General features: G+C 40.2%; 19 protein-coding genes. 16 read left to right on the top strand and 3 right to left on the bottom strand.

What is annotated here, in order from left to right; translation table 11 throughout:
• Positions 1-50: 50 nt before the first annotated feature.
• Positions 51-800 (bottom strand): hydrogen peroxide-dependent heme synthase, encoded by a 750-nt coding sequence (gene hemQ / locus BME96_RS17200; RefSeq protein WP_019378255.1) that lies wholly within the window; start codon positions 798-800, stop codon positions 51-53.
• A 238-nt stretch (positions 801-1,038) separates the two neighbouring features.
• Between hemQ and pta the strand changes: the two genes are divergently transcribed.
• The gene (gene pta / locus BME96_RS17195) at positions 1,039-2,010 is read left to right on the top strand and encodes a phosphate acetyltransferase (RefSeq protein WP_071649743.1); all 972 of its coding nucleotides are present in this window, start codon (positions 1,039-1,041) and stop codon (positions 2,008-2,010) included.
• A gap of 117 nt (positions 2,011-2,127) precedes the next feature.
• Here the strand turns inward: pta and BME96_RS17190 are convergent, their stop codons facing one another.
• The gene (locus tag BME96_RS17190; RefSeq protein ID WP_071649742.1) at positions 2,128-2,979 is read right to left on the bottom strand and encodes a lipoate--protein ligase family protein; all 852 of its coding nucleotides are present in this window, start codon (positions 2,977-2,979) and stop codon (positions 2,128-2,130) included.
• 97 nt (positions 2,980-3,076) lie between these two features.
• Here BME96_RS17190 and BME96_RS17185 point away from each other — a divergent pair, with 97 nt between their 5' ends.
• From BME96_RS17185 to BME96_RS17175, 3 genes are all read left to right on the top strand, one after another.
• Positions 3,077-4,396, top strand: a complete 1,320-nt coding sequence (locus BME96_RS17185) for an HD domain-containing protein (protein WP_019378252.1) — start codon at positions 3,077-3,079, stop codon at positions 4,394-4,396.
• The gene (locus BME96_RS17180; RefSeq protein WP_060681199.1) at positions 4,386-4,880 is read left to right on the top strand and encodes a YwgA family protein; all 495 of its coding nucleotides are present in this window, start codon (positions 4,386-4,388) and stop codon (positions 4,878-4,880) included. Before BME96_RS17185 ends, BME96_RS17180 begins: the two co-directional genes overlap by 11 nt.
• Before the next feature lie 72 nt (positions 4,881-4,952).
• Complete coding sequence (locus tag BME96_RS17175) at positions 4,953-5,474, top strand: YwhD family protein (RefSeq protein ID WP_019378250.1); 522 nt, start codon at positions 4,953-4,955, stop codon at positions 5,472-5,474.
• 621 nt (positions 5,475-6,095) lie between these two features.
• Here the strand turns inward: BME96_RS17175 and BME96_RS17170 are convergent.
• The gene (locus BME96_RS17170; RefSeq protein ID WP_071649741.1) at positions 6,096-8,117 is read right to left on the bottom strand and encodes a transglycosylase domain-containing protein; all 2,022 of its coding nucleotides are present in this window, start codon (positions 8,115-8,117) and stop codon (positions 6,096-6,098) included.
• A gap of 197 nt (positions 8,118-8,314) precedes the next feature.
• On the opposite strand from BME96_RS17170, the gene speE reads away from it, so the two are divergent.
• The 12 genes from speE (at position 8,315) to icmF (ending at position 25,853) form a co-directional block, all read left to right on the top strand.
• Entirely contained in the window at positions 8,315-9,142 is an 828-nt protein-coding gene (gene speE, locus BME96_RS17165) for a spermidine synthase (protein ID WP_071649740.1), read from the top strand.
• A gap of 13 nt (positions 9,143-9,155) precedes the next feature.
• A complete protein-coding gene (speB, locus tag BME96_RS17160; protein ID WP_071649739.1) occupies positions 9,156-10,028 on the top strand; it encodes an agmatinase in 873 nt (290 codons plus the stop codon).
• A gap of 970 nt (positions 10,029-10,998) precedes the next feature.
• Positions 10,999-11,433, top strand: coding sequence for a YwiB family protein (locus tag BME96_RS17155; protein WP_040956579.1), 435 nt, complete (start codon positions 10,999-11,001; stop codon positions 11,431-11,433).
• Positions 11,430-13,100 carry an arginine--tRNA ligase gene (gene argS / locus BME96_RS17150; RefSeq protein ID WP_019378242.1) on the top strand — a complete coding sequence of 557 codons (1,671 nt, stop codon included), beginning with the start codon at positions 11,430-11,432 and terminating at the stop codon, positions 13,098-13,100. The genes BME96_RS17155 and argS overlap by 4 nt, the downstream gene beginning before the upstream one ends.
• A gap of 1,074 nt (positions 13,101-14,174) precedes the next feature.
• Positions 14,175-16,283 carry a (Fe-S)-binding protein gene (locus tag BME96_RS17145; protein ID WP_071649738.1) on the top strand — a complete coding sequence of 703 codons (2,109 nt, stop codon included), beginning with the start codon at positions 14,175-14,177 and terminating at the stop codon, positions 16,281-16,283.
• 194 nt (positions 16,284-16,477) lie between these two features.
• A complete protein-coding gene (locus tag BME96_RS17140) occupies positions 16,478-17,665 on the top strand; it encodes an acetyl-CoA C-acetyltransferase (protein WP_019378240.1) in 1,188 nt (395 codons plus the stop codon).
• A gap of 91 nt (positions 17,666-17,756) precedes the next feature.
• Complete coding sequence (locus BME96_RS17135) at positions 17,757-18,608, top strand: 3-hydroxybutyryl-CoA dehydrogenase (protein WP_071649737.1); 852 nt, start codon at positions 17,757-17,759, stop codon at positions 18,606-18,608.
• 33 nt (positions 18,609-18,641) lie between these two features.
• On the top strand, positions 18,642-19,778 hold the full coding sequence (locus BME96_RS17130; RefSeq protein WP_071649736.1) for an acyl-CoA dehydrogenase: 1,137 nt from the start codon (positions 18,642-18,644) through the stop codon (positions 19,776-19,778).
• A gap of 12 nt (positions 19,779-19,790) precedes the next feature.
• Entirely contained in the window at positions 19,791-20,930 is a 1,140-nt protein-coding gene (locus BME96_RS17125) for an acyl-CoA dehydrogenase (RefSeq protein ID WP_019378237.1), read from the top strand.
• A gap of 87 nt (positions 20,931-21,017) precedes the next feature.
• On the top strand, positions 21,018-21,956 hold the full coding sequence (meaB, locus tag BME96_RS17120) for a methylmalonyl Co-A mutase-associated GTPase MeaB (protein WP_019378236.1): 939 nt from the start codon (positions 21,018-21,020) through the stop codon (positions 21,954-21,956).
• Entirely contained in the window at positions 21,953-22,579 is a 627-nt protein-coding gene (locus BME96_RS17115) for a TetR/AcrR family transcriptional regulator (protein ID WP_071649735.1), read from the top strand. The genes meaB and BME96_RS17115 overlap by 4 nt, the downstream gene beginning before the upstream one ends.
• 31 nt (positions 22,580-22,610) lie before the next feature.
• A complete protein-coding gene (gene icmF / locus BME96_RS17110) occupies positions 22,611-25,853 on the top strand; it encodes a fused isobutyryl-CoA mutase/GTPase IcmF (protein WP_071649734.1) in 3,243 nt (1,080 codons plus the stop codon).
• Positions 25,854-25,914 lie beyond the last annotated feature (61 nt).

The raw sequence follows: 25,914 nt of genomic DNA, 5'->3' as shown, positions 1-25,914 counted from the left end.
TTAGCTTATTCTCTTTTACCTTCAATGTGCCCATGCTTTTCACTTGAAAATTAGACTTTTAGGTAGGAAGCGATCTCTTCTTTTGGAAGATAATTTCCGATGAAAAACTCTCCGAATTCACCATAACGGGAACTCACTTCATCAAAGCGCATTTCATATACTATATTTTTAAATTCTAATGGTTCATGGGCGAATAGCGTAACTCCCCATTCCCAATCATCAAGACCAATAGAACCTGTAATAAACTGCTTAATTTTTCCTGCATACTTCCTTCCAGTTTTACTATGTTCATATAAAAGTTTCCCGCGAACATCTTTTTCTAGTGTATACCAGTTCTCTTCTCCCTCACGGCGTCTGTCCATTGGGTAAAAACAGATATGCTCCCATTTTGGTAAGATTGGTTTTAAGCGCGCTTGCGTTTCCGGTAAAGTTTCCGGATCCACACCATCTTTGGCAGGGCGGTATTTTGCTAGCTCAATAATGGATACATAGGAATGTGCCGGGATAAGAAACTCACCCATTTTTGATTTATTTAATTCTGTTTCAATATCATTTAGCTCGTTCATTGTAGGTCGGAGGAACATAAACATGAAATCTGCTTTCTGGCCGACGATTTTATAGAGAACCTGGCTTCCGTTTTTTTCTTCTTCAACCTTTTCCCATTTGGACATCAGCTTCTCCAGGCTGTGAATTGCTTCTTCACGTTCCATTTCAGATGCAAGCTTCCATGCAGTCCAGTCAATAGAGCGGAAATCATGTAAACTACACCAGCCATCCATTGTTTCTACTGCTTCTACCATATGTATCTCTCCTTCATAATTGTAAATAAGTTTCATCTGTTTTTACTATATCATAATTGGGGTAAGATATTCATGAGGTACGATTTTAGTTAAAGGAAAAGAATGTGTGTGTTTTTCCTTTCTGTCACTGGAATGTCATAACTATTTTAAAACACTGCAATGCTAGTGGACTTCGACTTTAAAAAGATGTGTTCTTAGTCTACAATTTAGGTATAAAAATCGATGGAGGGATGAACCCATGAGCCAGTTATTTGATCAGTTGGAAGAAAAAATTACCGGACAAAATAAATCACTCGTATTTCCGGAAGGGCAAGACGAACGGATCTTAAAGGCTGCCAGCCAGTTAGGAGCAGCAGGAATTATAACACCAATTCTAATTGGTAATAAAACGGATATTCGCCATAAAGCAGAAGAATACGGCGTAAACGTATCTTCATGCAAACTAATGGATCCTGCAGAATTTGCGGAGATGGATGTAATGGTTGAAACTTTCGTGGAACGACGAAAAGGAAAGGTAACAAAAGAGGAAGCTCACAAAATATTACAGGATGAGAACTACTTCGGGACGATGCTTGTGTATATGAATCAGGCAGATGGTCTGGTTAGTGGGGCAGCACATTCAACAGCAGATACTGTACGCCCGGCCTTGCAGATTATTAAGACGAAGGAAGGTATTAAGAAAACATCCGGAGTGTTTATTATGGTTCGGGGAGAAGAAAAATACGTTTTTGCTGACTGTGCTATCAATATTTCTCCAGATAGCCAAGACTTAGCGGAAATTGCAGTGGAAAGTGCTGTTACAGGAAAACTTTTTGATGTAGATCCTCGCGTGGCAATGCTTAGTTTTTCTACAAAAGGGTCTGCAAAGTCACCGGAGACGGAAAAAGTAGAGGAAGCACTTGAAATAGCCAAAGAGAAAAATCCTGATCTCATTATTGACGGGGAATTTCAGTTTGATGCTGCCTTTGTCCCAAGTGTTGCTGAGAAAAAGGCTCCTGATTCTGTAGTACAGGGAGATGCAAATGTATTTATCTTTCCTAGCTTGGAAGCGGGCAATATAGGGTACAAGATTGCTCAACGGTTAGGTGAATTTGAAGCAGTTGGTCCTATTTTACAAGGCTTAAATAAACCAGTGAATGATTTATCCAGAGGCTGTAGTGTTGACGATGTGTATAAGCTTGCATTGATTACGGCAGCCCAGGCTGAATAAAATAATTACTTAAGCAATTTATCTGCATTGTTTTTTATTGATGCCCCTCCACAATGCGAAGAAAACAAATAAGGCCGTAGGATGCCTCCAATAATTTAAGGAGGCCGCTCCACGGCTTTATTTTCTTTCTAAAATTTCTGTGATGACTTCATTACGCTTTTTCATTAACGTATATCGTTTGTTGAAGGTCGATATTTCTTCTGTCGTTAAATCATTTTCAGTCATTTCCTCTGTAAAGTCACGGAGTGCGTGATAGACTCGTCGTTTCATATCGTCAACGGAAATTTTTATTCCTAACAGATCAGATAATGAACCCATTACATTGGGGTTTACCTCTGGAAAATTGAAATTTGTTTGCTCTCCACGCTTACTAATTTCGTAAAATTTTTTAATCATAGAAGCCCGCTTGTGATTGTCACCTTCCACATCCAAGTAAATTTGAATAGCAGCACCATCTTTAACCCGTCGCTGAGAAATTCCCGCAAACTTTTTGCCATTAATGCTTAGATCATAATCTCCTGGACAATAGGAGTCCTCTATTTCATATGCCTTAATTTCCTCTGTTAAATCGCGCAGCATATACTGAACAAAACTAACCATCGCCTCATAACAATCATATATGGAGATATGTTTTACATTAGGAAGAACGAGAGAAATATTGAGTACCCCCTCGTCCAAGGCTACAGCGAGTCCCCCGGAATTCCGAACAACGACATTATAGTTTTCACTGGTCAAATACATAACGCCTTCCTCAATATGGGGAAGTTTGGCATCCGGAATGCCTAAGACAATCGTGTTTGGGTGGACCCACAAGCGTACTGCGGGCGGGGATGCTTCATTACTAACCGAAATGGCTAATGCATCGTCTATAGCAAAGGATGTCATTGCATTAGAAGTATATTTTCTATTAACAGAATGGTCTATATAACGAAATGTTGTATGTCGAATAATGTCTTTCCAGTTTTTCATAATGTTCTCCTACTCTGAATACTTGTTATCTCTTTTTTAGTTTCTCCAACTATTATATAATAAAAAGAAATAGTCGAAAAGAAACGGATGGGAAGTCATGTGTTATAAAGAGGAACAATTAATTGAAGAAAAGGTTTTTAAAGATCCGGTGCATAGGTATGTACATGTCAAGGACCGTGTCATATGGGATCTTATAGCTACACCCGAATTTCAAAGATTACGCCGGATCAAACAGCTGGGGACTTCTAATTATACATTCCACGGAGCAGAGCACAGTCGTTTTAACCATTCTCTTGGCGTTTATGAAATTGTTAGGAGAATTATATATAATTTTCAGGAACGTCCTTATTGGAATAATGAAAAACGATTACTCTGCTTATGTGCTGCATTATTACATGATCTAGGACATGGTCCGTTTTCCCATTCCTTTGAAAAAGTATTTAAATTGGATCATGAACAGTATACTCAGGCAATCATCCTGGGTGATACCCATGTTAACCGTATTTTAAAATCAGTGGAACCGGGGTTTGATCAAGCGGTTGCAGATGTCATTGCTAAAACGTATGAAGATAAGCTGGTTGTCAGTTTAATATCCAGTCAAATTGATGCGGATCGGATGGATTATTTGCAAAGAGATGCCTATTTTACAGGTGTCAGCTATGGACACTTCGATATGGAACGCATTTTGCGAGTAATGCGGCCGATGGAGGATCAAGTTGTTATTAAATCAACTGGGATGCATGCAGTAGAAGATTATATTATGAGCCGCTATCAAATGTATTGGCAGGTATACTTTCACCCTGTTACGAGAAGTGCAGAGGTAATATTGTCAAAAATACTTCATCGGGCTAAATTTTTATTTGAAACAGAGGATTTTACATTTAAATTGGAACCAACTCACTTTATCTCTTTTTTCAAGGGGAAGGTAGATTTGCAGGAATATTTAAGGCTGGATGAGGGTATTGTGTCGTATTATTTCCAACTATGGCAGGAAGAGGATGATGAAATATTACAAGATCTTTGTGAGCGGTTCTTAAATCGTCGTCTCTTTAAATACATTGAATTCAATCCCAATCTGCAAATGAATGATTGGATGGAGTTATACCGTTTGTTCCAAAAAGCAGGTATTGACCCGGAATATTACCTCGTGGTCGATTCTTCGTCTGATTTACCCTATGACTTTTATCGGCCTGGAGAAGAGGAAGAACGACTTCCTATCCATCTACTAATGCCTGATGGTAGCTTAAAAGAGTTGTCCAGGCATTCAGATATAGTTGAAGCAATTTCAGGAAAAAAGCGGACAGACCACAAGTTATATTTTCCTAAGGATATGTTGGAAAAGCTAAAGGACGAGCACATTAAAACGCGGATTAAGGATATTTTATACGGTCAAGGAGAGGTAGAAAATGCTAAGTAATCATGCAAAGCTAATGCAGTTTTTTTCTGTTGCTAAGGAAGTAACCGGTCGGAAGAAACTTCAAAAGATGATATACATACTTCAAAAATGTGAAGTGCCTTTTGAAGAGAAATACCAGTTTCACTTTTATGGGCCATACTCTGAAGAACTGACATTGCGCGTAGAGGAACTATGTAACCTCGGCTTTATTGAGGAAGTGAAGGAAGAAAAGAGTAACTATTATCAGTACAACTATGCCATTACTGATGATGGAAAAGGGTTTCTGAATCAATTCCGCATGGATATGCCAGATTTTAGTGAGCAAGTGGGATTACTACAAGGGAGAAGTTCACGGTTTCTTGAACTTGTTTCTACCATGCTTTACTTTGATTATTTGCCAGCTGAGCAGGTCGTCGATAAAGTACATACAGTAAAACCAAAACAAAAATACAGCGAACAAGAAATTCAGGAAGCGAACGAATTTATTCATAAACTGAAGCATTAAGCGAGATATATGAATATAGGTATATACTTATGCTACAATGGAAAACAATAGAAATATAAGGAGGGCATTGAGATGAGTTCGGATCAATCTTCCAATCAAAAAAAGACAAATGCTTTTACCATTATTAAAGATGATTCTACAGATGGCCATGGTGGTTATGGTGCAGGGACAATTAGCTTGGAAAATATGTCACCTGTAATTATAGACCCGGAAGAAAACAATGCTTATGTAGATATGGGTGCTATGCATGCAAGAAGTGATATAGAGCGCCGTGTTAAATATATGCCCAACAGAGAAGACGTTCCTAATGGAAGGTTATACTGGATTGTCTGGGTGAATGTGGAGCGTGGGGAAAAAGGTCCGTATTATGCTGGTGTGGCAGGCAGTGAATTACGTGTGGATCGCCCGAACAAGCGTGCATATAAATCCATGGCACAGCATGTAACACATATGGAGAAATCACTAAAAGGTAAAATAGTTGTAGAGCATATGGATGAGCACTCTAAAAAGCTTCTAAAGGATTTCCTTGTCGATTTTAATGGCGAGATGTGGAGTAATTCTACAAACGAATTAAAAGACGCATTGTCGGAGTGAAATTGGAAAAGTGAACATTTTGTGACTTAATCATGAACATTCTTCTAATATCTTGTACTTTGCGCTATAAATTTGTAAAATATGTGTACATGGGCTACTCATGTATTACTAGGACAAAAAAGAAGCCGACAGGAAGTAAGACGGACCTTACTTATGTCGGCTTCTTTTTATGCTTGAAAATAGTATTAATATATATGGGAGTTATCCAATCATTCGCAAAATGGCTAAACTGTAAAATAACTTGGTTGTAGTTTATCTCATTTTAAGAAAGTGGGTGAACTCATTGATTTTCATTTTTAGAGAGTTAAAATGCAGTCTTTAGCGAAGGAGAAATATGAAGACTCCAGCGGGAAAAGCGAGACCCCACATTCATACAAAGGTTGGAAGGCTAAAGGCGCGACGTCCTGGGACTGCGTAAACTCGTCCCACCAAAGCCCATTGTCGCAACGCCTTCATGACCAACATCCTCGAAAAAGAAGTACACTTTTTCATCGTGCGATGTTTCTCATAGAAGCTTCCCTTGTCCTGTTGGCCCGAAGCTCGCAGGCCGCCCGTGGAAAGCGTAATATTTTCCCGTAGCGAGATTAGAAAATCATATTAACTCGTTTTGTTCAAAAATAATCAGCGGAAGAGGTCGAATAATTTTTCTAATATCCCTTCCTCATCCTGTGCCCCATTATCCTCATAAACATGATCTGTACAATGAATCTGTGGTTCGGTACCTTTTTCAAAATACATCACACGGCTTGTGTCACAATAAGCAGTAGCTCGTTGCCCAGTCGACGGATCTACAGGGACACCAACAACTCCTGCAGGCATATCAAAGGCTTCGTTAGGCAAACCCTTATGTGCTGTCTCCATAAATTGGCTCCAAATAGACTTAGCATAAGACTTTTCGGCAACTGCTTCCATAGGACGGTTGTCATCATACCCCACCCATACCCCAGTTACCAATGACGGACTATACCCAATCATCCAGCTGTCCGAATTTGTTGTTCCGGATTTGCCTGCATAGATGCGTGTCAATCGATTACTTATCGTAGACCCAGTTACTGACATATAACCATCCAATTGGCTGTCGAACATGCCAGTCATTAAATGATTTAACACGGAAACCTTCTTTTCATCTAATTTTTGTTTTCCAAGGGTTTCTTCTCTTTCAAATACAGTTTTTCCGTTTGCATTATCAATTTTTTTAATCGTATGTGGAGACATCTCATAGCCTCCATTTGCAAGCATGGCATAGCCTGCAACCATTTCCTTAACAGAAACAGTGGCTGTTCCAAGTGCAAGAGATGGTACGGCGGGAAGTGGACTTTTGAAGCCAAACTTCCTTGCTGTATCAACGAGTTCATCAACTCCCAAGAATAAGTGTGTTCGGACAGCATATACATTATCCGATAATGCGAGGGCTTGTGCCAATGTGATTGGTTTATTGGCATAATAACCATTATAATTGCTTGGTTTATACTCCTCTCCGTTTTCCAAATGAAAAACAGTTGGCTCACTCATCAATTCTGTTGTCGGAGTAAATCCTTTTTCAAGCGCAGCATAATACAAGAAAGGTTTAAATGCAGACCCAGGCATTCGTTTCGCCTGTGTTGTACGGTTGTACGGACTCTCTGCATAATTTCTTCCGCCGGACATTGCCAGTATTCCTCCAGTATTTGGCTCAATTGCTAGTACACCTACTTCTACTTCACTGGAAGAGCGTACGGTTTGATTAATCTGCTTCTCTAATTGCTGCTGGTAATCTCTATTTAATGTTGTATGGATTTCAAAGCCACCAGAACGAATTGCTTCCACATCTAAATTCAATATTTCAGCAGCTTCTTGTAGTACGGTATCTTTAAAGTGTGCGCCAATTACCTCTTCATTTTCATTTTGGGCAATGTATGTCAGTTCTTCTTCTATTGCTTCTTTGTATTCACTCTCTGTAATTACTTGTTCGTTCCGCATGACCGCTAAAATATGCTGCTGTCTTTTTGTTGCGCGCTCTATATCATTTAATGGCGAATAATAGGTTGGCCCTTTTGGTATGCCTGCTAGCATAGCCGCTTGTGCTAATGTTAATTCGCTTGCCGCGGTTTCAAAATAGTAATTACTTGCGGACTCAATTCCGTAAGCACCATGGCCATAATAAATAGTATTTAAGTAGCCTTCGAGAATTTCATCTTTGGAATAAAACATTTCCAATCTTACCGTGTAAAAAGCTTCCTTTATTTTTCTTAACCACGTCTTTTCATGGGTCAAGTATAAATTTCTTGCGTATTGCTGGGTAAGTGTACTTGCACCTTCCTTAAGAGATAGACTTTTTATATCTTTGATAATGGCACCCATAATTCGCTTGTAATCAAAACCATGATGTTCATAGTAATGCTGATCTTCTATTTGCAGGGTGGCATCAATAAGAAAAGGGGAAATTGCCTTTAATTCTACCCAGTGGCGGCTTTCACTTCCGCTTTCTTCACCAATAATCTCTCCATCATTGCTGTAATAGACAGTATTTTGCTGATTTGATAAGGGCGGCGGTCCCATTATATAGCTCACCAAATAAACACCGCCAATTAGGCAGCCAATCGCAAAAAAAGATCCGACCAAGACCCCAAATATCCATTTTAATCTTTTAAACTTTTTTCTCATTATAATGGCTCCAATATGTGTGCATTAGTACCATTATGGGAAAAGATATAAAGATATAAACAAAAAGTGCTTGTCTTTTTATAAAAAAAAGCATAAAATGTTGCTCTATTAAGTTTCATAACGGAAACAAAGGAGAGCTTCTTCGTTTTTGTGTGCAATTTATTTTATAGGTAACAACACCAAGAGGAGTGTTTATATTGAGTATGTGGTTTACGGAAAAACAGACAGCAAACTTTGGCATTACTGCAAAGGTAAACAAAACTTTAGCCGCACTTCAAACTGACTATCAAGACTTGAAAATGGTAGAGACAGTTGAATGGGGAAATATGCTTTTATTAGATGATATGGTTATGACAACAGAAAAGGATGAGTTTGTATATCATGAAATGGTTGCACATGTACCCTTGTTTACCCATCCAAGTCCCAAGCATGTACTTGTAGTTGGCGGGGGAGATGGTGGTGTTATTCGTGAGGTACTAAGGCATCCATCTGTCCAAAAAGCGACGCTTGTGGATATTGATGGGGAAGTCATTCACTATTCAAAAAAATATTTACCAACCATTGCCGGATCTTTAGACGATGAACGCGTGGAAGTAAAAGTGGATGATGGTTTTATGTTTATAGCCAACAGTGAAAAAGCATTTGATGTCATATTGGTGGATTCCACTGAACCAGTTGGACCAGCAGTAAACCTGTTTACCCAAGGTTTTTATGCAGGAATTCATAAAGCTTTAAAAGATGATGGGATTTTTGTAGCCCAGACAGATAATCCATGGTTTAAAGCAGATTTGATTCATCAGGTTTTTCATGATGTGAAAGAAATATTTCCGGTAACTCGATTGTATACAGCAAATATACCAACATATCCAAGTGGTTTATGGACGTTTACTATTGGGAGTAAAATTCATGATCCGTTGAAAGTGAAGCAAGAACGTTTTCATGAAGTTGATACAAAGTATTACACGCCAGAAATTCATTTTGCATCATTTGCCCTTCCAAGATTTGTGAAAGAATTGACAGAATAAAGGGGGAAGCAATATGCGATTTGATGAAGCGTATTCCGGCAAGGTGTTTATCATGTCAGGAAATGACTTTGAAAAAGCAAAAGCGGTTATTTATGGAATGCCGATGGATTGGACAGTGAGCTTCCGCCCGGGTTCCAGATTTGGTCCGGGAAGAATTCGTGAGGCCTCGATTGGTTTGGAGGAATATAGTCCTTATATGGACAAGCATTTGGAGGAAGTCGCCTTTTTTGATGCAGGTGATATTCCGTTGCCATTCGGTAATGCGGAAAGAAGTCTTCATATGATTCGTGAATATATTGGCAAGCTGCTTGCACAGGGAAAGTTTCCAATCGGACTCGGCGGTGAGCATCTGGTAACATGGCCAGTGATTCAAGTAATGTATGAGAAACATCCGGATATGGCGCTGATTCATATTGATGCACATGCTGATTTACGTGAGGAATATGAAGGTGAGACGCTTTCCCATTCTACACCAGTACGTAAAATATGTGATTTAATTGGAGCAGACAATGTATATTCCTTTGGTATCCGTTCTGGTATGCGTGAAGAATTTCAATTCGCCAAGGAAAGTGGCATGCACATGTCGAAATTTCAAGTGGCAGAACCATTAAAAAGAATGCTGCCGGAATTACAAGGAAGAAAGGTCTACGTAACGATTGACATCGATGTACTTGATCCGGCTTTCGCTCCTGGAACCGGTACAGCAGAGGCAGGGGGAATTAGCTCCACAGAATTATTGGAAGCTATTCAACTGATTGCGGAATCTGATATCCAGGTAATCGGCGCCGATCTTGTGGAAGTGGCTCCAGTATACGACCATTCTGAAAAAACCGCCATTGCAGCTAGCAAATTCATCCGGGAAATTTTATTGGGCTGGGTGAAATAATGAAAGCGCGCTTCTGTTTTGAAACAGGAGTGCGTTTTTGTTTTGACTCTAATACGCATCTAGGGTTACTCAATGATTCGGAAAATATATAAACTACGAACTAACTTGGTTAGGATATGAAAATTAACTTTCTTGTTGGAAAGCTTTCTGAAATAATGAATCTGGTTACACCACCGCTACGGAAAACACTTCGCTTTTCGGGGGCGGCTGATGAGCCTCGGGCCAACACGATGTTGGTCATGAAGGTGTTGAGACAATGGGTTTCGATGGGGCGAGTATGCGCAAACGGTCTTTGATGGGACGAGTAATCGCAGTCCCAGCCCCAGGACGTCGCGAATTTAGCCTTCCAACCCTATAACGGATTCCGGGGTCTCACCTATGCCTCATCTCCCCCAGAAGTCCCGTATTTTCCTCCACTTAGTTTTACTTTTTTAGCAATAAATGACTTTAGCATTAGGTGAGAAAAGCTCGCTTAACATCTTAAAAGACAGGTGGAAGGACCATTCCGCATTTGGAATTTTAAAGCTGATACAAATTGATTGGAGCGGAAGGGGGCGACTCCTACCGGAATAGCATGAGCTGAAGACCCTGCACGAAGCGTAGCGGAGGAAGCGGCTGAAGCCATGCCGGTGGAAAGCGGCCCCCTTCAGCGGAAATCAATAGGGTTATCCGCTTCTACAAGGGGCTAAAATTTTCAGTAGTTCGCATTTTACTCTAACTATGAATGAACAAAATACGGTTGTACCCCAACATTTGCAGTAGAACCGTTAGTCAAATGGAAGAGGTTCTGTAGTCTGTATTTTTTTACTTATTATTCTATTTCTATAACCGAAACCAGCACGACAAAAATAAAGCATTTTAAAAAGATAATGAACGAGATAGTGAGTTTTACGAGAAAGATATTGATTATCCTATTCATTTAAAGATATAATAGTAAATTATATGAATTAATATAAGTAGAGGGATTAACATGAACGCACTACACAAAAACGTATCCATTGAACTCCAGACCATGATTGAAGAAGATGGGGCGAAGGAATCAAATAAACAAAAACATACAGGGAAATACTATAAGAGAAATAATCTGGATGTACTTACATATGAGGAAACATCTGATGACAAATCTGTCATTCACAACCTGATTACGATTCAACAAAATAAGGTGAGTATTAAGCGTTCAGGAAATGTAAAAATGAATCAGCAGTTTCGAGAAGGTCAGATTACGGAGAATGTGTTTTACCACCCGCATGGTGGTATCCATATGGAGACATATACAGAAACTATTCACTACCAGTCGAATGAGGAGTCAGGTTCATTAACGATTGATTATAAAGTCAAGCTAAATGGGCAAGAGGAACGGAATCAGGAAATAAAGTTGAGTTTTAAAGAGGAGGAATCCCAATGAACGTATTAGTTCAAACGGAAGAAACGTTAAAACAAGAAATAGCAGCAGCAGTGATCCAGGCAAAATTGGCTACAGCTGAAGAGCTTCCTGCGGTCATTTTGGAAAAACCAAAGGATAAAGCACATGGAGACTTTGCATCCAATATTGCAATGCAGCTTGCTCGTATAGCTAAAAAAGCACCAAGGCAAATTGCTCAGGACATTGTAGATCATTTGGATCAAACAAAAGCCTCCATTGAAAAGGTGGAAATAGCAGGACCAGGGTTTATTAACTTTTTCATGAAAAATGACTTTTTGGAGTCAATTATTCCTACTATTTTGGAGGCGGAAAGTACATACGGCCAAACAAACGCTGGAAAAGGTGAAAAAGTCCAAGTAGAGTTTGTTTCTGTAAACCCAACTGGTGATTTGCACTTAGGGCATGCTCGTGGAGCAGCTTTTGGAGATGTGCTTTGCAATGTTTACGCGGCTGCTGGTTATGATGTAGAACGTGAATATTACATCAACGATGCGGGTAACCAGATTGATAATCTGGCCTTATCAGTTGAGGCACGTTATCTGCAGGCACTTGGACAGGAAACGCCTATGCCTGAAGACGGTTATCATGGTGCAGATATTATTGAAATAGGTAAAAAGTTAGCAGAAGAAGTTGGTGATAAATGGGCCAACACGAATCGAGAGGAACGGCTTGCTTACTTTAAAGAATATGGCTTGAAATACGAATTAGGAAAAATTGAAGAGGATTTGGAGGCCTTTCGTGTTAAATTCGATAATTGGTTCTCTGAGCGTTCCCTTTATAATGATGATCAAATTTCGAAAGCATTGGAAAAGCTGCAGCAGGGTGATTATATTTATGAAAAAGACGGTGCTACCTGGTTCCGCACTACTGCATTTGATGATGACAAAGACCGCGTCCTTATTAAACAGGACGGCAGCTATACGTACTTAACTCCGGATATCGCGTACCATAAAAATAAACTGGACCGTGGCTTCAATAAGATTATTAACGTATGGGGTGCTGACCACCATGGCTATATTCCGAGAATGCGTGCAGCTATCCAAGCGTTAGGCTATTCTGCAGATAAGTTTGCTGTAAAAATTATTCAAATGGTAAACTTGTTTGAAAACGGTGAAAAACTTCGTATGAGTAAACGTACGGGGAAAGCAGTTGCTTTACGTGAGCTAATGGATGAAGTAGGTATAGACGCTGTTCGTTATTACTTTGTCACTCGTTCCAATGACTCTCAATTGGATTTTGATATGGATTTAGCACGCTCTCAATCTAATGACAATCCAGTCTTTTACGTTCAATATGCGCATGCGCGTATTTGTACAATGCTGAAACAAGCGGAAACGAAAGGGTTTGCTGTTGACGGAGAGTTTGACACAACCTTGCTGAATGCGGAAAAAGAAATGGATTTATTGAAGAAGTTAGGTGAATTTCCACAAACAGTAGCAGATGCTGCGGAAAAACAGACACCTCACAAAGTAACACAATATGTATATGATCTTGCCACATTGCTGCATAGCTTCTACAATGCAGAAAAAGTATTGGATGCAGATAATAAAGAATTAACCCAATCGCGAATTGCTTTAATGAAGGCTGTAAGAATTACATTACAGAACGCTCTTGATTTAATTGGTGTATCTGCACCAGAAAAGATGTAACCAAATCTGTTCATATGCCGGTTTAAAAGCTAGCTTTCTAAACCGGCATATTTTTACCTCGGTTTGAAAGCGATTTCTTTTTTGACCTAAAAAATATGTTGAGGTTATTCAATATTTGGAAAATGAATAAAGTGCGAAGTAACTTAATAGTACTTTAAGCGGGTTTCTAAAAATACACTAGCAAAAAGGTTACTTTAAGACGTTTAGAAGATCACCTATCGCCATTGATTTCCATTGCAGATGAACGCTTTCCGCCGGCATGGCTTCAGCCGCTTCCTCCGCTACGCTCCGTGCAGGGTCTTCAGCTCATGCTATTCCGGCAGGAGTCGTGGGCTAACAGGACAAGGAAAGCTTCTAAGTGAAACATCGCACGCAGAAAAAGCGGGTTTCTTTTTCAAGGACGTTGGTCATGCAATCGTTGCCACAAATGTTTTCGATGGGACGAGTTAGCGCAAACGGTCTTTGATGGGGCGAGTTAGCGCAGCCCCAGTCCCAGGACGTGGCGTTCTTAGATTGCCATCTTCCATTTCAATCAATTGATGTTGTTAACCCTTTAAGTATATGTTTTATCAGTGAATTACGTACCAGTAATTAATTTTCTCTTGAAAAACAAATCTTAGCGAAGGGGAAATATGGAGACTCCTGCGGGAGGAGAGGCCTCGGTGAGACCCCGGAACGCGTAGCGTGAGGAGGCTCAACAGCCGCCCGCGGAAAGCGGAATATTTCCCCGTAGCGGTGATTTACGTAGCCTCTATATTCTTAGTTAGTGTGCAGTTCCCTCCAACTATGAAAGAACAAAATACGTTTGAATCTTAACATTTACAGTAGAAAATCTTTTTAGAGTCATGAGAAAATACAGGGTTAACCGTTGTTATTATTACAACTGTTTGGGTTTAAGTAATTAGAATTATTTCTAGAAACAAAAAAGAAGTTGACTGAATGATCATTCATAATTTATAGTATAGGTAGGTGTCCTATAAAAACGTCTTACTTATCAGAAAAATGCAATCGTTATCATTGTTAGTTATACTATTAAGATAGAAGGGCAGCTAAATTTTTAAGGGGGAGCGAGTAATGAATACTTTTTTGCTGATCAATACGCTGGCATTTGTGGCAATAACCTTATACGGGTTCTATTTATTCGGAAGAGTTGTTGCAACACGAGTGGCTTACATTAGGCTGGGAAAGAAATCAGAATTTGACCGGGACTTTAAAGAGCGGCTCCGCCGTGTGGGGAAAATTGTTTTCGGGCAATCCAAGCTTTTAAAGGATAAAAAATCAGGAGCAATTCATGTCATGATGTTCTATGGATTTATCCTTGTGCAATTTGGAGCAATTGATATGTTTGTCAAAGGATTGTCACCAGGAAATCATTTACCTTTTGGTGTTTTTTATCCAGGATTTGTTTTCTTTCAAGAACTAGTAACGTTAATGATTCTAGTTGCAGTAGCCTGGGCATTCTACAGACGTTATATGGAAAAACTGGTGCGTTTGAAACGTGGGTTTAAAGCAGGACTTGTCCTCCTTTTCATTGGCACCCTGATGATTTCTGTGCTTGTTGGAAATGGAATGGCACAAATCTGGCATGGTCATGAAGCCACTTGGTTGGAGCCTGTAGCTAGTTTAATAGCTTTAGGATTTGGTTGGATGTCTCCAGCAGCAGCGATGGTTGTATTTTATATTGCATGGTGGGTACACACGATTACAATTCTAACGTTCCTCGTTTATGTGCCACAATCGAAGCACGCACATTTAATTGCTGCACCAATTAATGTATTTTTAAGTAAGCGGGTACCAGGTAAATTAAAGACGATCGACTTTGATATTGATGAAGACAACGTGGAGAACGAAGAAGAAATCTCCTTTGGGGTAGGAAAAGTAGAAGATTTTGATCAGTTTCAGATGATCGATTTTTATGCTTGTGTGGAATGTGGTCGATGTACTGATGTTTGTCCAGCTTCTGGGACAGGGAAAATGTTATCCCCGATGGACATTATGGTAAAGGTTCGCGACCATTTAACAGAAAAAGGTGCCGCGGTTACAGGAAAGTCCCCATGGGTACCAACATATGCGTTTGCTGGTACACAAGGGAATCAGGCAAGCGGGCAAAATGAGGCAGCTGCTACGGTACAGAGCAGAAGTTTAATTGGTGATGTAATTACAGAGGAAGAGCTTTCAGGTTGTACAACATGCCGTAATTGTGAAGAAGCTTGTCCCGTAATGAATGAACATGTAGGAACAATTATTGACATGCGCCGTTATCTTGTAATGACAGAAGGAAAAATGGATCAGGATGTCCAACGAGCAGTAATGAACATTGAACGTCAGGGTAACCCTTGGGGATTATCTAAAAAGGATCGGATTAAATGGCGTGAATTGGATGAAACTGCCTATATTCCAACAGTAAAGGAACTTAAAAAAGAAGATAAGGAATTTGAATATCTTTTCTGGGTAAGTTCTATGGGTGCATATGACAGTCGCAGTCAAAAGATTGCTGTTGCTTTTGCTAAACTAATGAACCAAGCTGGTATCAGCTTTGCTATTCTTGGAAATAAAGAAGCTAACTCTGGAGATACTGCGCGCCGTATTGGTAATGAGTTTTTATTCCAGGAAATCGCCGAGAAAAACATAAAGGAATTTGAAAAAAATGGTGTAACTAAAATTGTAACTATTGATCCGCATGCGTACAATATTTTCAAAAACGAGTATCCGGACTTTGGTTTTGAAGCAGAGGTTTATCACCATACTCAAATGCTTTATGACCTAGTGATGAATGGGAAGCTTAAACCCCAACGTGAAATTAATCAGCGTTTGACCTATCACGACTCTTGTTATCTAGGAAGATATAACGGTGTTTACGATCCACCAAGGGAAATTTTGCAATCCATACCTGGCCTAGAATTAGTGGAAATGGCCCGAAGTAAGGAAAATGGCATGTGCTGTGGTGCAGGTGGTGGGCTTATGTGGACAGAAGAAACTACTGGAAACCGTATAAACGTAGCCCGTACCGAACAAGCGCTAGCTGTAAAACCGACCATGATTTCCAGCGCATGTCCATATTGTTTAACAATGTTAAGTGATGGAACGAAAGCAAAAGAGGTAGAAGAGGATATAAGTACGATGGATGTAGCTGAAATCCTTGCTTTATCAGTATTTGTTGAAGAAGAAACAAAATCTGCTTAAAATGAATCTACCAAACTGCTATATTTAAATTCTGTATAATTTTTAGAAAAAAACAAATGAGTATGTTAGACTAATAGAGGGGTATCCATATGCCCCTCTAATTTTTGAGGCATGATTGAGCGAGCGTTCAATCATTATAATTTCATTAAAAAGAAAGCGTTAACAAAAATATAAAATAAGGGGTGCTGGTAAGTATGAGAAAAACGGTTATTGTTTCAGGTGCGAGAACACCTTTTGGCAAATTTGGCGGTTCTTTAAAATCATTCACAGCTTCACAGCTTGGTGGAAAAGCAATAGAAGAAGCGTTGAAACGAGCTCAAATGGATGGCGAACAGATAGATGAAGTAATTATGGGAACTGTATTACAGGGAGGACAGGGACAGATCCCTTCCAGACAGGCAGCAAGAGAAGCAGGTATTCCTTGGCATGTAAAAACGGAAACGATAAATAAAGTATGTGCTTCCGGACTTCGAAGTGTAACATTGGCTGATCAGTTAATCCGTCTGGGCGATGAAGAAGTAATTGTTGCTGGAGGAATGGAAAGTATGAGTAACGCTCCTTACTTCCTGCCAGATGCTCGTTGGGGAAATCGTATGGGTGATAAAACCGTTAAAGATATGATGATTCATGATGGATTGACATGTTCTTTTAAAGGCGTCCATATGGGCAACTATGGTAACTCTACTGCAGAAGAATATGAGTTAACTAGAGAGGCACAGGATGAATGGTCATACAGGAGTCATCAACGTGCTGGAGAAGCGATTGAAACTGGTAAATTTGCCGAAGAAATTGTTCCACTTGAAGTTCCTCAGCGCAAAGGCGATCCAATTGTAGTAGATACAGACGAAGCACCAAGAAAAGATACAAGTGTGGAGAAACTGGCTAAATTAAAGCCTGCTTTTGATCCAAATGGAACTATAACTGCGGGTAATGCGCCTGGCGTGAATGATGGTGCTTGTGCTTTTGTGGTGATGTCAGATGAGAAAGCAAGAGAGCTAGGGAAAGAACCTATGGCAACAGTGTTGGGACATGCTGAGGTAGCTGTTGAAGCAAAGGATTTCCCGCAAACACCTGGGCTCGTCATTAATAAGCTTTTAGAAAAAACTGGACATAAAAAAGAGGACATTGACTTATTTGAAATCAATGAAGCATTTGCTGCTGTTTCCTTAGCAAGTGGAAAAATCGCAGGTATTGACCAAGAAAAGGTAAATGTGAATGGTGGAGCTGTTGCATTGGGACATCCAATTGGAGCTAGTGGAGCCAGGATTATTTTGACATTAATTCATGAATTAAAGCGACGCGGTGGCGGACTTGGTATTGCTGCTATTTGCAGTGGTGGAGGGCAAGGAGATGCCGTGTTAATTGAGGTATCGAAACAGTAATTGTGCCCATAAGAAGGGAAAAGCTGATTCGGTAAAAGAGTCAGCTCCTTTCGTTTACAACGGCTTTTTTAAAAAATGGAGGTAGATACATATGGCAATACAAAAAGTAATGGTAATTGGCTCAGGTCAAATGGGGGCAGGGATTGCCCAAGTATGTGCACAAGCAGGATTTGACGTTTTGCTTCATGATATGAACACGGAAGCTTTGGAAAAGGGACTAAAGAACATTGAAAAACTATTAACCCGTGCGGTAGACAAGGAGCGAATTACCGACAAGGATAAAACGGAGACGTTAAATAGGTTAAAGCCGTCTCATCATCTAAAAGATGCACAATCCTGTGATCTTGTTATTGAAGCGGTTGTGGAAAATATGGATGTGAAAGCAAAAGTTTTTGGTGATTTGGATGTATTTGCACCGAAACATGCTATTTTGGCGACAAATACTTCTTCCCTGCCTATTACAGAGATTGCTGCGGTTACGAATCGACCGGATCAGGTAATCGGTATGCATTTCATGAATCCAGTACCGGTAATGAAATTAGTAGAGATTATTCGCGGATTACAAACAAGTGATGGAACATATCAGGCAATTGAGGAGATGACAGCTAAACTAAATAAGACCTCTGTAGAAGTAGCTGATCTTCCGGGCTTTGCCGCCAACCGGATTTTAATGCCGATGATTAACGAAGCAGTCTTTGCTGTACATGAAGGAGTGGCTTCCGTTGAAGATGTGGATAAAGTAATGAAGCTTGGGATGAATCATCCGATGGGACCGCTGACTCTGGCTGACTTTATTGGACTGGATACGTGCTTGTATATTATGGAAGTACTCTATGAAGGTTTCAATGATAGTAAATACCGACCATGCCCGCTACTTCGCCAATATGTAAAAGCAGGTTGGCTTGGCAAGAAATCAGGCAGGGGCTTTTATCAGTATAACTAATACATCATGAAACGGCAGAGGGGTGGAATATAGATGGATATGAACTTTACAGAAGAACAGCAAATGATGCAGAAAATGGTAAGGGATTTTGCTCAGAAGGAAATCACAGGTGAAATAGAACGGATGGAGACAGAGGATCGCTTCCCAAAGGAGATTATTCAGAAGATGGGTGAATTAGGGCTGATGGGAATACCAATACCTGAAGAATATGGTGGTAGTGGGATGGACTTTGTTTCGTATATTAGCGCGATCCATGAGCTATCTAAAGTAAGTGCGACAGTTGGTGTTATTTTATCTGTACACACTTCCGTAGGCAGTAACCCAATTCTTTATTTTGGTAATGAAAATCAAAAGAAACATTACTTACCAAAGCTGGCAAGTGGAGAGTATTTAGGAGCTTTTGCACTCACAGAACCAAGCGCGGGCTCAGATGCCGGCAATTTAAAAACAAAAGCAAAAAAAGACGGTGACACGTATATATTGAATGGCTCCAAAGTATTTATCACGAACGGTGGCGAGGCAGATACCTATATTACTTTTGCCCGAACTGGAGAAGGATCGAAAGGAATTAGTGCGTTTATTATTGAAAAGAACACTCCGGGCCTTATTATTGGCAAGAAGGAAAAGAAAATGGGGCTACATGGGTCTAATACGGTAGCATTAACCTTTGACAACTGTGTGATAGCAAAGGAACAATTACTTGGGGAAGAAGGAGACGGCTTCAAGATTGCAATGGCCAATTTAAATGTTGGAAGGATTGGGATTGCCGCCCAAGCTCTTGGAATTGGTGAAGCTGCTCTTGAGCATGCAGTTGGTTATGCAAAAGAGCGGGAGCAATTTGGTAAGCCGATTGCTGCTAATCAAGGAATCTCATTCAAATTGGCAGACATGGCTACAAGCGTAGAGGCTGCTAAACTATTAGTCTATCAGGCTGCAGCACTTGTCCAACGAGGAATCCCTTGCGGAAAAGAAGCTTCAATGGCCAAAATGTATGCATCGAAAACAGCAGTTCAAACAGCGATTGAGGCAGTGCAAGTATATGGAGGTTACGGTTATACGGAGGACTATCCAGCAGAGCGCTTTTTCCGTGATGCCAAAATAACTGAAATATATGAAGGTGCCAACGAAATTCAACATATTGTGATTGCAAAAAATCTACTAAAGAACTAAGGGGGAACAACCATGGATTTTCAATTGACAGATGAGCAGGAAATGCTACGTAAAATGGTAAGGGATTTTGCTACAAAGGAAGTAGAACCGACAGCAGCGGAGCGTGATGAAGAGGAACGCTTTGATCGTGAGATTTTTGATAAAATGGGCGAGCTTGGATTAACTGGTATTCCTTGGCCGGAGGAGTATGGCGGAATTGGAGCAGATTATGTAAGCTACGTTATTGCAGTAGAGGAGTTGTCTCGTGTATGTGCTTCTACAGGAGTAACATTATCTGCACACTTATCACTCGCAAGCTGGCCTATTTTTAAATACGGTAATGAAGAACAGAAGAAGACCTTTTTATATCGTTTAGCAACAGGAGAAGCTTTGGGTGCATATGCACTATCTGAACCAGGTGCGGGAAGTGATGTTGTTTCCATGAAAACAACTGCAAAGGATGATGGCGACCATTATATTTTAAATGGCAGCAAGGTTTGGATTACGAACGGTGGCGTTGCTGATATTTATATCGTTTTCGCTAAAACAGATGCGGATGCAAAGCATAAAGGCATCAGTGCTTTTATTGTTGAAAAGGGTACGGAAGGATTCACATTCGGTAAAAAAGAAAAGAAATTAGGTATTCGTTCATCTCCAACAACGGAACTTATTTTTGAAAACTGTCGCATACCTAAGGAAAACATGCTAGGGGCAGAAGGCGAAGGGTTTAAAATTGCTATGACCACATTGGATGGGGGACGTAACGGGATTGCAGCACAAGCACTCGGTATTGCACAAGGAGCACTGGATGCAGCAGTGGATTATGCAAAAGAGCGGGAGCAATTTGGTAAGCCAATTGCAACAAACCAAGGGATCTCCTTTAAATTAGCAGATATGGCTACAGATGTAGAAGCATCCCGACTATTAACCTACCAGGCTGCTTGGCTTGAATCACAGGGTCTTCCATATGGAAAGGCATCCGCGATGTCTAAGCTGTTTGCAGGAGATGCAGCAATGCGTACTACGGTGGAAGCAGTTCAAGTATTCGGTGGCTATGGATATACAAAGGATTACCCGGTAGAGCGATATATGCGTGATGCGAAAATTACACAAATCTATGAAGGTACAAATGAAATTCAACGCCTTGTTATTGGACGTATGCTAACGAAATAAGTTCACAGTGATACACAGCTTGTACGAAAAACTGAATTAACAAATAAACTAAAAGAAGAAGTGAATGGATTAGAAAGGATGTCCACCATGCACGAAATAGTTGAACGGATAAAAAATAAAGATGTACGGGCACTGGCAAGAGCGATAACTATGGTGGAAAATGATCATCCAGAGAAGCTCGACCTATTGAGTGATATATTTTCACTTAAAAAGCATGCCCTTTATGTTGGATTAACGGGTTCGCCTGGTGCTGGCAAAAGTTCTCTTGTAAATCGCCTGATTTCACATATACGCCAAGAAGGCAAAACCGTTGCTGTTATTGCAGTTGACCCGACTAGTCCGTTCAGTGGTGGAGCCTTACTTGGAGATCGTGTTCGAATGAATGAGCATTTTACAGATGATGGTGTTTTTATCCGCAGTATGGCAACAAGGGGAAGCTTAGGCGGCTTGGCAAGAGCAACAAAGGATGCAGTGCGTATCTGTGATGCTTACGGTTATGATGTTGTTATTGTCGAAACAGTTGGTGTCGGACAATCTGAGTTAGATATTATGAAAATTGTTGATACAACAGCTGTTGTGATGACACCGAATAGCGGGGATGTATTACAAATCTTTAAAGCAGGTATTATGGAGATCGCTGATTTGTTCGTCATTAACAAAGCAGACTTACATGGTGTTGGTAAGTTGAAGGCACTATTAAAAGAATTGGTTATGATGACGGCAACAGAAAAGCATATGACCTCCATTGTAAAAACAATTACTACAGAAAACAAAGGTATTGATAAACTTTGGGCAAAAATTAAAGAACATCATGATTATTTATATCGTACAGAGGAAGGTCGCAAGCAGCGCATCCAGCAGCAGGAACTGGAAATCTATGAATTGATTCGCGAAGAGATCTGGCGGGACGTAAGAAATTATCTTGAGTCAAACAATGAACTAGCCACAATTGAGGCAGACAGTGATCCATATAAATTGGCAAGCAAATGGTATGAGCAGTGGAAAAAAGAGGGGGAGAGAAAATGAGTGATGAACAGGTCCTTTCCTCTGTAAAAGATAGAGAGTTAGTGGAGAAACGGCGGAATCAGATGATTAAAGGTGCGATGAAGCTCTTTAAGGAAAAGGGATTTCATCGGACCACAACAAGAGAAATAGCTAAGGAGTCGGGCTTCAGTATTGGTACACTTTATGAATATATCCGTACAAAAGAAGATGTGCTTTTCCTTGTATGTGACTCTATTTATGAGCAAGTGCGTGAACGGTTAAGTTTATCCATTGATTTGGAGTCGGCATCTGTAGATAATTTGATAGCTGTAATGAAGTCGTATTTTTACTTAATGGATGAGATGCAGGAAGAAATTTTAATTATGTACCAGGAAGCCAAGTCATTGAAAAAAGATACGAAGGAATATGTACTGCAGAAGGAACGTGACATGGTAGGAATGTTGGAGGAAGTGATCCTTACCTGCCTTCCAGAAAAAATTTCGCATCAGGATGTTGCATTACTTGCCAATAATATTTTTGTCCAAGGACAGATGTGGGGCTTCAGACGGTGGATGCTTCAACGGCAATTCACGTTTGAACAATATATGGAAAGACAAATTCATTTTAATTTGCAAATGCTCGGTATCGTAGTAACAGAGAAATGAAAGCGATTTACTATTGAAGGAGGGGTAACAAATGGAACAACCAGAAATTTATAAACCGACAAATCCAGTGCGGTTTGTCACAGCATCCAGCCTATTCGACGGTCATGATGCATCAATTAATATAATGAGACGAATTTTACAGGCAAGTGGAGCAGAAGTGATCCATTTGGGTCATAACCGGTCTGTAGAAGATGTTGTTCATGCAGCCATTCAGGAGGACGCACAGGGGATTGCTATCTCTTCCTATCAAGGTGGGCATGTTGAATATTTTAAGTACATGATTGATTTGTTGAAGGAGCTTGGGGCAGAACATATTAAAGTCTATGGCGGGGGCGGTGGAGTTATTATCCCTCGTGAAATAAAGGAATTACATGAGTACGGGGTGTCAAGAATTTTCTCGCCGGAAAATGGCAGAGAGCTTGGTTTACAAGGAATGATTAACCTCATGCTGGAGGAATGTGACTATGTACCGCCAATTGATATAAAAAAAGATCAGGAACAATTATTTAACGGAGAACGTCAAGCGATTGCCAGATTTATTACGTATATGGAAAACGCTGAAGTTGACGAGAAAGAAAAACAACAGGTCATTGACCAGTTGCAGAATCAAGCGAAAGACAATGTACCTGTACTGGGAATAACCGGAACGGGAGGAGCTGGAAAAAGCTCGCTTACAGATGAACTGATCCGGAGATTTATTAATGAAATTCCCGATAAGAAGATTGCTGTTATTTCCATCGACCCGACAAAAAAGAAAACAGGCGGAGCCTTACTTGGTGACCGAATCCGCATGAACGCTATTTTCACAGATCGGGTTTATATGCGTTCATTAGCAACACGTGATTCCAGCAGTGAGCTTTCTAAAGCAATTCAGGATGTCATCGATGTTGTAAGAGCTTCAGGTTTTGATTTTATTATTGTAGAAACAAGTGGAATTGGTCAGGGGAATGCTGCCATAACAGATGTTACCGACTTATCGATGTATGTTATGACAGCAGAATTTGGTGCGCCTTCCCAGCTTGAGAAAATTGATATGATTGATTTCGCTGATTTTATTGTTATTAACAAATATGAACAAAAAGGCTCTGAGGATGCATTAAATCAAGTACGTAAGCAATATGAAAGAAGCCATATGCTATTCCACCAGGATAAAGAAAAATTCCCTGTTTTTGGTACCATTGCAAGCCAGTTTAATGATGCAGGGACAAATGCGTTATTTGCTGCCCTAATTGATACATTGAATGAGCGTTATGCGTGGACAGAAGAGATAAATTTTGAAAGAAATATTATTGCAGAAAAGCAAAATATGATTATTACAAATGAGCGCAGGCATTATTTAAGAGAAATAGCCACACATGTGCGAAGCTATCATAAACATACAAAGAATCAGAGTGAGATAGCAAGAAAGATTTATCAGTTGGAAGGTGCAAAGGAAGTTTTAGAAGAGGATGAGGTCCAAACAGTCATTGACCAATCTCTGGAGAAATATAATGAACAACTGGATGCCCGTTCGAGGAAATTACTTGACTCATGGGACGAAACAAAGGAAAGCTATAGCAAAGATAAAATGACGTTTAAGGTCCGTGACAAGGAAATTGAAATGGACCTGACAACTGAATCACTTTCTGGGCTAAAGATTCCAAAGGTTGCCTTTCCTAAGTACCAGGATTGGGGGGAACGTCTGACTTGGCTCCTTAAGGAGAATGTACCTGGAGCATTTCCGTTCACTGCAGGAGTTTTCCCTTTTAAACGCAAGGGAGAAGATCCGACACGTCAATTTGCAGGAGAAGGAACGCCAGAAAGAACGAACCGCCGCTTTCATTACCTGTCTAAAAACGAAGAAGCAAAACGATTATCTACTGCATTTGACTCGGTTACTTTATATGGTGAAGATCCGGCACACCGACCTGATATTTATGGGAAGGTTGGAGAAAGCGGAGTAAATATTTGTACACTCGAAGATATGAAAAAATTATATGCTGGCTTTGATTTAACGAATCCAATGACTTCTGTTTCGATGACAATAAATGGCCCTGCTCCAATTATTCTTGCTATGTATTTTAATACTGCAATTGATCAGCAGGTAAATAAATTTAAAGATGAAAACAACCGGGAGCCAAACCAACAAGAATATGAAAAATTAAGGGATGAAACCATCGCTGTAGTAAGAGGGACCGTACAAGCAGATATATTAAAAGAGGACCAGGGACAAAACACCTGTATTTTCTCAACGGAATTCGCTCTACGTATGATGGGGGACATTCAGCAATACTTTATTGATAAGAAAGTTCGCAACTATTACTCAGTTTCTATTTCCGGATATCATATTGCTGAGGCAGGTGCAAATCCAATTACACAGCTGGCTTTTACGTTGGCAAATGGTTTCACTTATGTTGAGTACTATCTAAGTAGAGGGATGGACGTAAATAAATTTGCGCCGAATCTGTCCTTCTTTTTCTCAAATGGTCTTGATCCTGAGTACAGCGTGATTGGTCGTGTAGCCCGTCGAATTTGGGCAATTACGATGCGTGATAAATACGGTGCGAATGAACGAAGTCAGAAGCTAAAATATCACGTCCAGACTTCCGGGCGTTCACTACACGCACAGGAAATTGACTTTAACGACATAAGAACAACATTACAAGCACTACTTGCTATCCAGGATAATACGAATTCTCTTCATACAAATGCGTATGATGAGGCAATTACTACGCCAACAGAAGAATCTGTTCGCCGTGCCATGGCAATTCAGATGATTATTAACAAGGAGTTTGGCCTGACTAAAAATGAAAACTCCCTTCAAGGCTCATTTATTATAGAAGAGCTAACAGATTTAGTAGAAGAAGCCGTTCTGCAGGAATTTGAGAAAATGAATGATCGTGGTGGAGTGCTCGGAGCAATGGAACGACAATATCAGCGTGGAAAGATTCAAGAAGAGTCGTTGTATTATGAAGGAAAAAAACATTCCGGGGAACTACCAATTGTGGGAGTGAATACGTATTTAAACCCGAACCCACCATCGGAAGACCAAATTGACTCCATGGAGCTTGCCCGTGCTTCCAAAGAAGAAAAGGAGCACCAAATCAGTGAATTGCAACGATTCCAAGAAGTGAACAAAGACGAGGTTGAAGTAGCTCTTGAAAGGTTAAAACAAACAGCCGCATCCGGTGGAAACATATTTGCAGAACTCATGGAAACCGTAAAAGTAGCCAGTCTCGGCCAAATAACCAACGCCCTCTACCAAGTAGGCGGCCAATACAGAAGGAATATGTAGACATCAAAAGCGGAAGTTCCCGTTTATAACCGTATGGCCTGGGCGGGGGTTGCTATTATAA

It is taken from the genome of Virgibacillus halodenitrificans, assembly GCF_001878675.1.
In the GTDB taxonomy this organism is placed as follows: domain Bacteria; phylum Bacillota; class Bacilli; order Bacillales; family Amphibacillaceae; genus Virgibacillus_Q; species Virgibacillus_Q halodenitrificans.
Note: the sequence above shows the minus strand (reverse complement) of the source record. Positions and strands in the feature narration are given on the sequence as shown.